Genomic DNA, 13,587 nt, shown 5'->3' with positions numbered 1-13,587 from the left:
CCTGAACGCTGTTGGAAAAATCGATCCGTGACCTCTCAAAATCCCATTGCCCGCGAATTGTTGTTACTCGCCCTGCTGTCCACGCTGTGGGCGGCCTCCTATACCTTCATCAAGATCGGGGTGGAGACGATACCGCCGATCACCTTCATCGCATCAAGAACCCTGATCGCCGGGCTTTTGCTGCTGGCGGTCATCCGACTGCGCGGGCTGCGTTTGCCGCGGGACTTTGCGACCTGGCGGCTTTTCTTCATTCAGGCCTGCATCAACAGCGTGTTGCCCTTTACGCTGATCGCCTGGGCGGAACAGAGCATCGATGCCGGTCTTGCCGTCATTCTCAATGCGACAACGCCGATCTTCACCTTTCTTCTCACGGCACTCGTCATCCGCCACGAACAGGTCAGCGGGCGAAAGCTGTTCGGCACCATTGCGGGCATGACGGGTGTGTGTCTCATCATCGGTCTGGATGCGCTTGGTGGTGCGGGCGAGGCGCTATGGGGCCAGCTTGCGATGCTGACAGCGGCCTTTTCCTATGCCTGCGCCGCCATTTTCAGCAAGAACTTCAAGGGGCTCGATCCGATCATGCCGGCTGCCGGCTCGATGATTTGCGGTGCGGTCCTGCTATTGCCGGTGAGCCTGATCGTTGACCGGCCCTGGACATTGTCGCCTTCATCCGCGTCGCTTATCGCGCTTGTGTGCCTCAGCGTCTTTTCAACCGCCCTTGCCTTCATGATCTATTTCCGGCTGATGCAGACGCTGGGTTCGGTCGGCACCACCTCGCAGGCCTATTTGAGGGTCCCGGTGGGTGTCGCCATCGGCATGGTGTTTCTGGGTGAAGTGCCGACGACCGCCATGTGGGTGGGGCTCGTCTGCGTGATCGCCGGTGTGCTGGCCATGACCTTGCCATCGCGGCGTCGCCCGGTCGTGCAGGGCGGGTGAGGGGGCAAGAGTAGAGATATACCGAGAGGGCACACCCTCATCCGACCCTTCGGGCCACCTTCTCCCCGGCGGGGAGAAGAAACGCGCGACAACGCCGAGCCCGGAAAGATTTGCGCCCTTTGTCGTGCAGGGCGGTTGAAGGCAAAGAAAAACCCCGCTGGCGGTGGCCAGCGGGGTTCGATTGGTGAGCGAGCGATTGCGTCTTGTCGCCTTCTCCCCGGCAGGGACAAGAAACGCGCGGCAACGCCGAGCGTCTTCAACCCAGGCAGGGCAAGTTAGCGGTTGCGGCCGCGATTGCCGTTGCCGGAAGCGCGTTTTTCCTGGCCGTTGCCGCCAGCAGGCGCGTGGCGGTTGGCGCCGTTGCCGCCGGGCTTGCGGGCGGGGCGGCGGTGCTTGCGGGGGCCGGCGGGACGGCCTGCGTCGCCTTCAGCCTGCTTCACGCGCTTGAAGTCTGACGTGACTTCCAGATCGTTATCGGCATCACGCGGCGCGTGGTTGCGGGAAGGACGGGATTCACCATTGTGGCGTCCGCCTTCGCGGGGACCGCGCTGCTGGTGGCCGCCATTATTGTTGCGGCCGCGGTTGTTGTTCGGGCGCGTCGGGCTGGCGAGACCGGCCGGGCGCTCGCCAGAGGCGACCGGAATATCGATCTTCATCAGCTTTTCGATGTCGTGCAGCAGGCGGGTTTCGTCCGGCGCACAAAATGCGATGGCGATGCCGTCGCGACCGGCACGGGCGGTACGGCCGATGCGGTGAACATAAGCATCAGGCACTTCCGGCAGGTCATAGTTGAAGACGTGGGTAACGGCCGGAATGTCGATGCCGCGGGCTGCGACGTCGGTGGCGACCAGAACCTTGATGTCACCATCCTTGAAGCCTTTCAGCGCCCGCTCGCGCTGGCCCTGGCTCTTGTTGCCATGGATGGAGGCGACCTTGAAGCCGATATGTTCGAGATGCTTGTAGAGCTTTTCCGCGCCATGCTTGGTGCGCAGGAAAACGATGGCGCGGCCATCCGGGTTCTCGTTCAGCGACTTCTTCAGGAGATCGGTCTTGTCGTTCTTGCCGGCGACGAAATGCACGTACTGCTCAACCTTGTCGGCAGCCTTGCCCGGAGGGGTCACTTCCACCTTGACCGGATCGGTCAGGTAGCTGTGCGAGAGATCGGCGATCGCCTTCGGCATGGTGGCCGAGAACAGAAGCGTCTGGCGCTTGGCCGGGACCATTCTGGAAATCTTGCGCAGGTCGTGGATGAAGCCGAGATCGAGCATCTGGTCAGCTTCGTCAAGCACCAGATAGGTCACCTTGGAGAGCGAGATGGCGTTGCGGGCAATGAGGTCCAGCAGGCGGCCGGGGGTCGCCACCAGAATGTCCGTGCCTTTTTCGAGCTGAAGCTGCTGCTTGTTGATCGACGCGCCGCCGACAACCTGGTTGATGCGCAGCGGCGTCTTCTTCACGAAGGAGCGCAGGTTGTCGCCGATCTGGTTCACCAGTTCGCGGGTCGGGGCAAGGATGAGGGTGCGGGCGGTGCGGTTTGCCGGACGCTCGGCCTGCTTCATCAGCATTTCGATGATCGGCAGGCCGAAGGCGGCCGTCTTGCCCGTACCGGTCTGTGCGAGGCCGATCAGGTCACGGCCTTCGAGCAGCAGCGGAATGGCCTTTGCCTGAATGGGGGTGGGAGTGCTGTAGCCAAGCTGGGTAACGCTGGCCACGATCTTTTCGGAGAGGCCGAGTTCGCTAAAACTGGTCAATATAGTGCCTTTCGGGGCGCCAAAACAAACTCAGCCGGAACAGGGCTGCTGTCCGGTGGTTTCGGCGTCAAGAACCCCGCGTGAATTGGGAACTTGTGGGTTGGAATAACTTTCTGCGCATCAGTGCGGCAAATGCCGTCTTCTGTATTCGTTGCGCTTTTCCTTCATGCGGGCCAGGTCTTCCTGATCATACGCTGCAGCTCACGCGGCTGCCGAAGGTGAAAGCTTGACCGGCATGTGGGCGTTTTGTCGGTTAAAGTCAAGCAATAGTTTTGTAACGCCGCTGCCCGGCGGCGCATGGCAGCCATGCGCAAGGTCGGTCGTTTACGATCGGAATGGTGCGGCCGGGTGGAATAATTATGGTTAAAAAAGGGTAACGGTTCCGTCTCGTACATAGCAAAGAGCGATTTTCTCACATAACGTTTTTTGCAACGACGTCCGGAAATATTTGATTCGACAGGGATGGAACTGCACGGTGTGGAGTATCGATTGACCGAAGGCAGCGGGTTGCTGGAAAAAGCTTACAGGGCCGTTGCGGCTCTGGACCTGCCCGCGTGCATCAAGGACAGCGAGCTTCGCTATCTCATGGTCAATTCAGCCTATGCCCGGGTCATGGGGCGACCGGCTGCGGCGTTTCCGGGCCATACCAGCTTTTCCCTTTCCGCTGACATTTACGACGCCGAGCGCGAGGACAGGGAGCGCCGCTCGCTGGTCTTTGCCACGGACGAGGTGATCAGCTGCCATGGCGCGGCATCCTCCGGTCCTCACAGGCTTCGCTGCGAGCGCTTCATCGGCGACGATGGCAATCTGTTCCTGTTCGAAGTGTTCGAGGAAATGCCGTCCGCAATCGTTGAAGGTTTTCCGGGCGGCGGCGGCAGTGCCTTTGACCTGTTGTTCGGCAGCGGCGTCATCGATCTCATCGATGCCGGGATCGTGATTTATGACCGTGACAACCGGCTGATCTATTGCAACACGCGCTTTGCGGAATTCTACAGCGCCTTCGGCGTCGAGCTGAAGCCCGGCGTGCGGCTTGAGACGTTGATGGAGGCGGTCTATTTTTCGAGCGGCTACAGCAGCGGGAAAAAAGACGATTCCGCATTCGAAGGGTGGATGCGGGAGCAATTGCGGGATTTTTCCCTGCCCTATCTCGAAAGGGTAGAGCAGTTTGCCGACGGCCGCTGGGTGCGCATGGTCAACAAGCGGCTGGAAAACGGCATGCTGGTGGGGCTGCGCGTCGATGTGACGGAGTTCAAGGCGCACGAGGCGCTTCTCAGCACACAGATCCGCGAGACCTGGCTGCTACGGGCGGCGCTGGAGCAATTGCCGGTGGCGGTCTTCCTGCGGGACGATGAGCGTCGCCTGACCTTTGCCAATACGGCTTACGAACAATTCCTTGGAGGCGATCTCACCCGCTATATCGGCATGACCGAAAGCGAGATGTTTCCGGATGATAGCGAACGGTTCCGGATCGAAAACGAGCGGCTTCTTGCAACCGGCGAAGCGATAGAGAAAGCAGAGACCCTGCCGCTGCCGGATGGCGGCTCCGTTCCCGTGATAACCCGGGTTGGCCGGGTGGCGACACCCGACGACGAATATTATCTGGTCGGCTCCATCACCGATGTCAGCCTGCTTGATGAACGGGAAAAGGCGCTGATCGCCGCACAGGCGCAGGCTGAGGCGCTGCACCGCCAGCTGGAGGCGGTTCTCCACGCCCTGCCTGTCGGCGTGCTGCTCCTCAACGCCGATCTCGTCATCGAATATGTCAATCCGTTCTTCCATGAAGTCTGGGGCGAAATCGGCGGCGAGAAGTCGCTCGTCGGCAAAAGCTATCGGGAATTCATGGAGATGAATTTCGACAGCGGCCTTTACGACTATGGCGACATGCCCTTCGAGGAGCTTTATAACCAGCGCGCGGAGCGGCTTCTCAAGGAAGAGGTTTTCACACCGCGCGAGGTTCGCAGCAAAAGCGGCAAGGTGACCGTCATTTCGAAAACCCGTCTTGATGGCGGGAAAATCCTCAGCACCTATGCGGATGTGACGGATGTGCGCATGCGTGACGCCGAGATCAGCAAGGCGAAAGCCGAGCTGGAGCGTGTCGGCGAATATATGCAGGGCGCCACGCGCGCCATGGCGCAGGGGCTTGTGCTTGTCGAGCAGGGCACGATCATCATGTCCAACGAGGCCATGGCGCGAATGTTCGACGTGCCGCCCCATTTGCTGGAAAAAGGCAGGAACTGGTCTGGTTTCTTTGCCCATTGCGCCGGACGCGGGGATTTCGGCAGCGACGAGGCGGCGGCCGGGACGCTCGCCGCCTGGCGGGAGAATATCGCCGCCAACAGGCCGTTCTCCTGGCTCATTCATGTCGCCGGCAAGACCTGGCTCAATCTGGAGGCGACAAACAGTTCCGGCAATTACTGGCTCATCATCGTCACCGACGTAACCGACATGAAGATGCGTGAGGAAGAATTGCAGCGGCTGCTTTCACGCGCGGAGGCTGCGGACCGCGCCAAATCGGAGTTCCTGGCCAATATGAGCCACGAAATCCGCACGCCCATGAACGGCGTGCTCGGCATGGCGGAGCTGCTGGCCAAGTCCAATCTCGATACGCGCCAGAAGACCTTCACCGATATTATCGTCAAATCCGGCAATGCGCTTCTGACGATCATCAACGACATTCTCGATTTCTCCAAGATCGAGGCAGGGCAGATGCGGCTGCGCAGCGTGCCTTTCGATCCTGCCGAGGCGGTGGAGGACGTGGTTTCCCTGCTGTCTTCGGCGGCGCTGGAAAAGGACATCGAACTGGTCGTCCGGATCGATCCTTCGGCTTTCGGCAAGGTCATGGGTGACGCCGGACGGTTCCGCCAGATCGTCACCAACCTTGTTGGAAACGCCGTCAAGTTCACGGAAACGGGGCACGTGCTGATCGAGCTTTCGGCGCAGTCGGCGGAGGCGTCCGAGGCGATCCTGTCGTTGCGGGTGGAAGACAGCGGCATCGGCATTCCGGCCGACAAGCTGGAAACGATCTTCGACAAGTTCAGCCAGGTGGACGGTTCAGCGACGCGCCGGCATGAGGGAACGGGGCTGGGACTGGCGATCACCGTCGGCCTCGTCGGTCTTTTCGACGGCGTGATCAATGTCGTGAGCGAGATCGGCAAAGGATCGACCTTCGACGTCAATATTCCTTTCCAGCTCATCGAAAGACGGCGCGATGTTCCGCTTCCGGTCATGGCGATCGACGATATCCGGGTGCTCGTCATCGATGACAATGATGTCAATCGCCGCATATTGACCGAGCAGCTGAGGACATGGGGTATCGACGGCCATGCGGTTGAGGATGGGCCTTCCGGCCTTGCCGTGCTGCAGGAGGCCGCCACCCTCGATTTTGCCATCGATGCCATCATCCTCGACTACCACATGCCCGTTATGAACGGGCTGGATGTGGTCGAAAGGATCAGGGCGGATCGTCGTTTCGACGACATCGCAATCGTTTTCCTGACCTCCATGGATGTTGTTGGTGACGAAACGCTGTTTACGGATCTCAGCGTGCAGGCGCATCTCATGAAACCGGCACGGGCGCGTCTTTTACGCTCGACCCTGTTCGATGTGGTGCGGGATGTGCGGTTGAAGCGCGCCCGTCAGCATCCGTCCGCACCGGGCGGGGCAGAGGGCGGCACTGCTCCTGTCCGACCGGAAAGCGGCCCTGCCGAAAAGAAGCAGAAGGCTGTCCCGGCGGCGGCATCCAGCCGGCGTCGGCCCTGTCTTGTCGATGTGCTGGTTGCCGAGGACAATGACGTCAACCAGATCGTCTTCACCCAGATTTTGCAGCAGGCCGGTTTACGGTTCCTAATCGTCGGCAATGGCAAGAAGGCTGTTCAGGCCTGGGAAGAATATAACCCGGCCGTCATCCTCATGGACGTTTCCATGCCTGTCATGAACGGGCATCAGGCGACACTGGCGATCCGGGCCGCCGAACAGGCCGCCGCCGACGGCCGGCATGTTCCGATCATCGGCGTTACCGCCCATACGCAGGACGCGGATCGCGAGCTCTGCCTTGCTGCCGGCATGGATGATTATCTGTCGAAGCCCATCAGTCCTGAAATCCTTGAGGACAAGATCGCGCAATGGCTGGGAGACAGCGGCGCGCGCCGCGACGCACCGAGCGTCTGATGATCCGGCCAAGCGGGCAACTTAGCCGGACCGCTTGGTGCCGCAGAGCATTTCCCGTTTTCCTGCAAAACCCTTGCGGCGCTCCAGGTCAAAACCGGCGGCGATGAGATTGCGGCGGACGAAGCCAGCGGCGGCATAGGTGGCGAATGTGCCTCCCGGTGCTGTCTTGCCGAACAGCGTCTGCATGATTTCCAGCGACCACATGTCCGGATTGCGGGCAGGCGCGAAACCATCCAGAAACCAGGCGTCGAAGCTTTCGGTTCGGCTTGCAATGCCGGCGAGCGCTTCGCCGCACACCACCGTCAGGCGCGTGTCTGCGTCCAGCTCGATCTCGACTTCGCCTTTGGGTTCCTCGGGCCAGCGGGCAACCAGCGCCCTGCGTTCGGCATCCACTTCCGGCCAGCGGGAAAGCGCCCGGTCGATCTCGTCGGCCTTCATGGGGTATAGTTCGAAGGACATGAAATGCAGTGTGGAACGGCCGTTGTGTGCTTCTTTCCGGGCCTGTTTCCATTGGCGCCAGGTTTCGCAGAGATTGAGGCCGGTGCCGAAGCCGAGTTCGCCGATGCGGAAGACGCCCTCCCGCTCAAGCCAGCGCTGCGGCAGGCCGTTTCCGGAGAGGAAGACATGGCCGCATTCCAGCCTGCCATCCGTCTGGCAATAAAAATGATCGTCAAAGGCCAGCGAATAGGGCATATCCCCCTCACGCCAGTCGAGGGCCGTCTGGCTTTTTCCGGTTGCCGAACCTGTAGCCGGGCCGGTCTCTGCGATAGTTTCTTTGGAATGTTTCATGGCTAAAGCCGATAATCCCGCTTTCGAACAGGGTCAATCGCCAAGATTGCAGGGCTCCGTGCCGCTGCTTATCGTCGGCGGCGGTATCATGGGCCTCTGGGCCGCCATCAAGGCGGAACGGCTCGGTATCGATGCGCTGCTGGTGGAAGCGGACCGGACTGGCGGCGGCGCGAGCGGCGGGCTTCTGGGCGCGCTGATGCCACATATGCCCGACCGTTGGTCGGACAAGAAGCAGTTCCAGTTCGATGCCCTTGTCGCGCTCGAAAAGGAGATCGCCGACCTGGAGGCTGAGACCGGGCTTTCCGCGGGTTATCGGCGGTGCGGCAGGATCATTCCCCTGCCGAAACCGCATCTGCGCACCATCGCTGAAAGGCACCAGCGGGATGCCGGGGAAAACTGGATATCGGGGGAGCGCTCGTTCCATTGGCATGTCGGTGACAGCCCTTCCGTTGCCGGATGGGTGGATGATGCGGCGGGAGAGGCGGGCTTCGTGCTCGATACGCTGGCGGCGAGGGTTGCCCCGCGTGCCATGATCGCCCTTCTCTCGGCTTTCCTGCACAAGGCCCGGCATGTCAGCGTTGTCGAACAGTGCCGTGTTGTTTCGCTCGATCCGCATAGCGGACGGGCAATGCTGTCGTCGGGAGACGAGGTGCTCTTCGGCCATGTCATCGTTGCGAATGGGCATGGTTCTTTTCCCCTGATCCGCGATGCGCTGGGTCTCGAAGCCGGTGTCAGGCTTGGTCAGGCGGTGAAGGGGCAGGCGGCCCTTCTTGACGCGGCGGCCGATCCGGCCATGCCTGTCGTGTTTCTGAACGGGCTTTATATCGTGCCGCATGAGGACGGCACCGTCGCCATTGGCAGTACCAGCGAAGATTGTTTTTCCGAGCCTTTCAGCACCGATGAAAAGCTGGAAAAACTACTTGCCGAGGCCTGTCGGGTGGTGCCCTCGCTTGCCCGCGCGCCGGTGCTGGAGCGCTGGGCCGGTCTGCGGCCCAAGGCGATTGGAAGGGACCCGATGGTTGGGTCGGTTGCCGGCCATCCGACGCTTGTCGCGCTGTCGGGCGGCTTCAAGGTCAGCTTCGGCCTTGCCCATTTTCTTGCCGATGCGGCGCTGCAAACCGTGTGCGGTCACACACCTGTCATCCCTTCCGGGTTCCGTCTTCAAGAACACGTGAGTATTGCCGTTGCGGACTTTAGAAAGTCCTGATCAGGCCGGCCACGTCGTTAATCTGTCACGCAAATCACTTATCTGCTGGCCTGCAACGAGGCCGTTTTGGCCGTTTTGCGTCGAGGTGACAGCGCATGCGATACGCCATTCATTTCACGCCTTCCCCCAATGACCCCCTGACGCAGGCGGCAGCTGCGTGGTTGGGGCGCGATGCCTATTCCGGTCAGGCGGTGGAGCCGCCTGGCATGATCGATCTCGGCATGCAGGAGATTTCTTACCATACGGCACTGCCGCGCCGTTATGGTTTCCATGGCACGATAAAGGCGCCTTTCCGGCTTGCCGAAGGCCATTCGGAAGCCGCGCTTCTGCGCGACCTGATGTATTTTTCTGGCAAGCAGGAACCCTTTGTGCTGCCACAACTCGTGGTGGCAAGGCAGGAGAATGTTTTCAGCCTCGTTCCCGAGCGTCCCTGCGAAGTGCTACATTTTTTTGCCGCCCGGGTGGTGCAGGAATTCGACCGTTACCGCGCGCCGCTTTCCGAAGCGGAAATAGAGCGGGCGGATCCCGACCGGCTTTCTGCTTCGCAGTTGACCAATCTGCATCGCTGGGGCAGCCCGCATGTGATGGATGAGTTCCGCTTTCAGATGTCGCTGACGGGTGGTGTCGAGCCCTCCAGCAGCCAGAGGATCGAGCGCGCCGTGCGCAAGGTTTTCGAGCCGCTCCTGACGCGGACGCTGCCGTTTTCCAGCCTCGCGCTGTTCATCGAGGATGAACCTGGTGCGCCTTTCCGGGTACACTCGCTTCATCCCATGGGCCGCGTTTCCGCCCGCAAGATCGCCTGACAAACGCCGTACGGAAATCGTACACAAAAAAGCATCGGAATGTCGGCAAAATTCATCTCGACATTCCGGATGCGGATGCTACCGTCGCCGCATCGCATGTCTGAAGCGTGTCGAGTTTTCCCGTTCCCGGGATCGCGCTCTTCAGAGGCTTGTTTGCTTCCCGAGAGCGGTTTCCGCTTTGGGAGAGATGTTTTGGGTGGCTGAATGATTTCCGAGAACTATTCCCGCAATCTGGTGGGCTACGGCCGCAATGTTCCCGACCCGAAATGGCCGGGCGGCGCGCGCATCGCCGTGCAATTCGTCATCAATTACGAGGAGGGTGGCGAGAGCTGCATTCTCGACAATGACAAGGCGTCGGAATCGCTGCTGTCGGAAATCGTCGGTGCTCAGCCCTGGCCCGGCCAGCGTAACCTGAACATGGAATCGATCTATGAATATGGTTCGCGCGCCGGTTTCTGGCGGCTGTGGCGCATGTTCACCGGTCTCGGCGTCACCACCACCGTTTATGGCGTGACCGCCGCCATGGCCCGTAATCCGGAAGCCGTTGCGGCGATGAAGGAAGCGGGCTGGGAGATCGCCAGCCACGGCTATCGCTGGCTGGAATACAAGGATTTTTCCGAGGAGGAAGAGCGCAAGCACATAAGCGAAGCCGTGCGTCTGCATAAGGAGGTTACCGGCGAGCGTCCCTATGGCATGTATCAGGGCAAGCCTTCGGACAATACGCTGCGCCTTGTCATGGAAGAAGGCGGTTTCTTCTATTCGTCGGATTCCTATGCCGACGATCTGCCCTATTGGGTGAAGGGCGTGAAAGATGAGCCGTTCCTGATCATTCCCTATACGCTTGAAACCAACGATATGCGTTTTGCCACGCCGCAGGGCTTCAATTCCGGCGACCAGTTCTTCACCTATCTGAAGGATGCTTTCGATGTGCTTTATCAGGAAGGTGCTGAGGGTGCGCCGAAGATGATGAGCATTGGCCTGCATTGCCGTCTTGTCGGCCGTCCCGGCCGCGCGGCGGCTCTTCGCCGTTTCATCGAATATGTGCTGGGCCACGAGAAAGTGTGGATCCCGCAGCGCATCGAGATCGCCCGTCACTGGCATGAACATCACAAGCCGGAGACGTTTTGATGACGCGTGAGGACTTTGTCAGCCGTTTCGGCGGCGTGTTCGAACATTCACGCTTTATCGCCGAACGGGCTTATGATGCTGGCGGGATCGATGCTGCCTTGACCGCAAAGGCGGTTCACGCCGCGCTCACCGCGCAATTCCGCGCCGCTTCAGAGGCCGAACGGCTTGGTGTATTGCGGGCGCATCCCGATCTTGCCGGCAAGCTGGCGATCGCGGGGGAGTTGACCGCCGATAGTCGCAATGAACAGGCCGGTGCAGGGCTAGACCGGCTTACCCCGAAAGAGCACGCCCGTTTTACCGAATTAAACGGCGCTTATACCCAAAAATTCGGTTTTCCCTTCATCATTGCGGTTAAGGGGCTGAACAGGCACGATATTCTTTCCGCCTTCGAAACGCGCATCGGCAACGGTGCAGCCGAAGAATTTGAGACGGCGACGGCGCAGGTGGAGAAGATCGCCTGGCTGCGCCTTTCCGCGATGCTGCCGGAAGGCTGAATTGGCGAGTGGTGGCCGTTCTGCTAGAATCGCGCCGTCTGGAGATTGATACCATGAGACCTTCCGAGGTGCTGGAAAAGAACAGGGAAGCGATCCGCGAAGCGACGAAACGCTTCAACGCGGCAAACCCGCGCGTGTTCGGCTCCGTCGCCCGCGGCGAGGACCGGCCGGACAGCGATCTCGATATTCTGGTGGATGCGCTGCCGGGGGCAACCTTGTTCGATCTCGGCGGTTTGCTGGAAGAGCTATCGGCCATCATGCGCGGCACAGAAATTCATCTGTTGACGCCGGGGGACTTTCCCGAGCGCGTCCGTGTGAAGGTTCTGCGGGAAGCGAAGCCTGTATGAGCGTCGAGCGGCTGCACGTTTATCTTCAGGATATCAGGCAGGTTGCTTCGGAAACCATCGACTTCGTTCGACTGAAAACGAAGGATGAATTTTTGGCTGATCTCGTCCGCCAACGGGCAGTCGCGATGAACCTTCTGATTATCGGCGAAACGACCGCGAGGATAATGGAAGAGTTCCCCGCTTTCGTGGCGGATTTTCCCGATATCCCTTGGGTTAAGATGCGCGGCATGCGAAACAGGATCGCGCATGGTTATATGAGCATCAATCTGGAAACGGTCTGGGATACGACACAGACGGCGATACCGGATCTTCTCGATAGACTCTCCCTTCTCCAAAACTGGCATGCCCAAGGTGAATGACATTTGACTGATTTTCTTGACATAAAACCTCTCACCAAAGAGGCTTTCGCATCCTTCGGCGATGTGATCGAAACGACATCCTCTTCCATGCGGCATATCAATGGCGGCCAGACCGAGCGGCATCATGCGCTCGCAGCCCCGGAGGCGGCGGGTGAGGGAGCGCGTGTCATTCTCAATATTTTTCGCGGACAGGCGCGGGTATTCCCGCATGAAATCGAGATGATGGAGCGGCATCCGCTCGGCAGCCAGAGTTTTTCGCCGCTTTCCGGCAGGCCTTTCCTCGTCGTCGTTGCGGAAGATGACGGAGGCCGGCCCGCGCGGCCGCAGGTGTTTCTGGCGCGTGGCGATCAGGGCGTGAACTACCGCCGCAATGTCTGGCATTATCCGTTGATGCCATTGCAGGCGGTCTCGGATTTTCTGGTTGCCGACCGCGATGGGCCGGGTAACAATCTGGAAGAGTATTTTTTCGATAAGCCCTATATGATCGCGGAGCCCAAGCCATGACCGGTTTGACTACCCATGTCCTCGACGCCGCCCATGGCACGCCCGCCGAAGGGCTGACGATCGAGCTTTACCGGCTTTCCGGTGATCGCCGCGAGAAGCTGAAGACGGTAAAGACCAATAGTGACGGCCGTGTGGATGGCGGGCCGCTGCTTTTGGGTGAGAGTTTCAAGGCCGGGGAATATGAGCTGGTTTTCCACGCCGGCGATTATCTGCGCGACAGGGGCGTCCAACTGGCGGAGCCGGCCTTTCTCGACATTATTCCCATCCGTTTCGGCATTGCCGATGAGAGCGGCCATTACCATGTGCCGCTCCTGCTTTCGCCCTATAGCTATTCCACCTATCGAGGAAGCTGATTGCCATGATCTTTGCCGCCATTGCCGATATTCACGGAAACTGCGCCGCTCTCGAAGCCGTGCTTGAGGATATCGCCAGGCTTGGCATCAAGGACATCGTTAATCTCGGCGATTGTTTCAGCGGTCCGCTGGAAGCGGGGTTCACGGGTGATGTGCTGGTCGGCAACTGGATACCCAGCATTCGCGGCAATCATGACCGGGAACTGCTCGAGCAGGCGCCGGAGGAGATGGGAAGCTGGGAAAGACCGGCGCATGCGCAGCTGAGCGCCGCCCATCTGGACTGGCTGCGTACCCTGCCATTCAGCATGGTCTTCAAGGATGCCGCTTATTGCTGCCACGGTTCGCCGCGCGGCGATCTGGAATATTGGCTGGAGACGCTTTCGCCGGAAGGAGTGCTGAAACTGCGGCCGCTGGCGGAGATCGAAGCTATCGCTGACGGCATCACCCAGCCCCTGATGCTCTGCGGTCACACGCATATTCCTCGCGCCGTACAGCTTTCCGACGGCCGGCTGATCGTCAATCCCGGCAGCGTCGGTTGCCCCGGCTGGAAGGACGACATGCCTTTCGATCATCACGTCGAGGCGGGCCATCCGCTCGCGACTTATGCCGTGCTGGAAGAGACAGCGCGCGGCTGGCAGGTCTATTTCCGGAATATCCGCTACGACAATCTGGCCATGGCCGAGATGGCGAAGGCCAACGGGATTCCGTATCTGGCCGATGCTCTGGCGAGCGGTTGGCTGAAGCGGTAGAGG

Annotated in this window: 13 protein-coding genes; 11 read left to right on the top strand and 2 right to left on the bottom strand. The window is 60.2% G+C overall.

Features of this window, described 5'->3' with window-relative positions; all coding sequences use genetic code 11:
• Positions 1-27 precede the first annotated feature (27 nt).
• Complete coding sequence (locus FY152_09880; protein ID UXS32381.1) at positions 28-936, top strand: EamA family transporter; 909 nt, start codon at positions 28-30, stop codon at positions 934-936.
• A gap of 275 nt (positions 937-1,211) precedes the next feature.
• Here the strand turns inward: FY152_09880 and FY152_09875 are convergent, their stop codons facing one another.
• Complete coding sequence (locus FY152_09875) at positions 1,212-2,684, bottom strand: DEAD/DEAH box helicase (protein ID UXS32380.1); 1,473 nt, start codon at positions 2,682-2,684, stop codon at positions 1,212-1,214.
• Between the two features lie 462 nt (positions 2,685-3,146).
• On the opposite strand from FY152_09875, the gene FY152_09870 reads away from it, so the two are divergent.
• Positions 3,147-6,851 (top strand): response regulator, encoded by a 3,705-nt coding sequence (locus FY152_09870; GenBank protein UXS32379.1) that lies wholly within the window; start codon positions 3,147-3,149, stop codon positions 6,849-6,851.
• A 21-nt stretch (positions 6,852-6,872) separates the two neighbouring features.
• Here FY152_09870 and mnmD read toward each other — a convergent pair whose 3' ends face one another.
• The gene (mnmD, locus tag FY152_09865; GenBank protein UXS33261.1) at positions 6,873-7,619 is read right to left on the bottom strand and encodes a tRNA (5-methylaminomethyl-2-thiouridine)(34)-methyltransferase MnmD; all 747 of its coding nucleotides are present in this window, start codon (positions 7,617-7,619) and stop codon (positions 6,873-6,875) included.
• A gap of 19 nt (positions 7,620-7,638) precedes the next feature.
• On the opposite strand from mnmD, the gene FY152_09860 reads away from it, so the two are divergent.
• The 9 genes from FY152_09860 to FY152_09820 all read left to right on the top strand — a co-directional run bounded on the left by FY152_09860 (position 7,639) and on the right by FY152_09820 (position 13,584).
• Positions 7,639-8,847: an FAD-binding oxidoreductase gene (locus tag FY152_09860; GenBank protein ID UXS32378.1), complete on the top strand. Its 1,209-nt coding sequence runs from the start codon at positions 7,639-7,641 to the stop codon at positions 8,845-8,847.
• Between the two features lie 95 nt (positions 8,848-8,942).
• The gene (locus FY152_09855; GenBank protein ID UXS32377.1) at positions 8,943-9,650 is read left to right on the top strand and encodes a DUF1045 domain-containing protein; all 708 of its coding nucleotides are present in this window, start codon (positions 8,943-8,945) and stop codon (positions 9,648-9,650) included.
• A 204-nt stretch (positions 9,651-9,854) separates the two neighbouring features.
• On the top strand, positions 9,855-10,778 hold the full coding sequence (gene puuE / locus FY152_09850) for an allantoinase PuuE (protein ID UXS32376.1): 924 nt from the start codon (positions 9,855-9,857) through the stop codon (positions 10,776-10,778).
• The gene (gene uraD, locus FY152_09845) at positions 10,775-11,272 is read left to right on the top strand and encodes a 2-oxo-4-hydroxy-4-carboxy-5-ureidoimidazoline decarboxylase (GenBank protein UXS32375.1); all 498 of its coding nucleotides are present in this window, start codon (positions 10,775-10,777) and stop codon (positions 11,270-11,272) included. Before puuE ends, uraD begins: the two co-directional genes overlap by 4 nt.
• Before the next feature lie 53 nt (positions 11,273-11,325).
• Positions 11,326-11,619, top strand: coding sequence for a nucleotidyltransferase family protein (locus FY152_09840; GenBank protein ID UXS32374.1), 294 nt, complete (start codon positions 11,326-11,328; stop codon positions 11,617-11,619).
• Positions 11,616-11,978 carry a DUF86 domain-containing protein gene (locus FY152_09835; GenBank protein UXS32373.1) on the top strand — a complete coding sequence of 121 codons (363 nt, stop codon included), beginning with the start codon at positions 11,616-11,618 and terminating at the stop codon, positions 11,976-11,978. Before FY152_09840 ends, FY152_09835 begins: the two co-directional genes overlap by 4 nt.
• 3 nt (positions 11,979-11,981) lie before the next feature.
• A complete protein-coding gene (locus tag FY152_09830; protein ID UXS32372.1) occupies positions 11,982-12,482 on the top strand; it encodes an ureidoglycolate lyase in 501 nt (166 codons plus the stop codon).
• Positions 12,479-12,835, top strand: a complete 357-nt coding sequence (gene uraH / locus FY152_09825) for a hydroxyisourate hydrolase (protein UXS32371.1) — start codon at positions 12,479-12,481, stop codon at positions 12,833-12,835. Before FY152_09830 ends, uraH begins: the two co-directional genes overlap by 4 nt.
• Positions 12,836-12,840: 5 nt before the next feature.
• On the top strand, positions 12,841-13,584 hold the full coding sequence (locus tag FY152_09820; GenBank protein ID UXS32370.1) for a metallophosphoesterase family protein: 744 nt from the start codon (positions 12,841-12,843) through the stop codon (positions 13,582-13,584).
• Positions 13,585-13,587 lie beyond the last annotated feature (3 nt).

Origin of the sequence: Agrobacterium tumefaciens, from assembly GCA_025560025.1 — a bacterium.
In the GTDB taxonomy this organism is placed as follows: Bacteria; Pseudomonadota; Alphaproteobacteria; order Rhizobiales; family Rhizobiaceae; genus Agrobacterium.
Note: the sequence above shows the minus strand (reverse complement) of the source record. Positions and strands in the feature narration are given on the sequence as shown.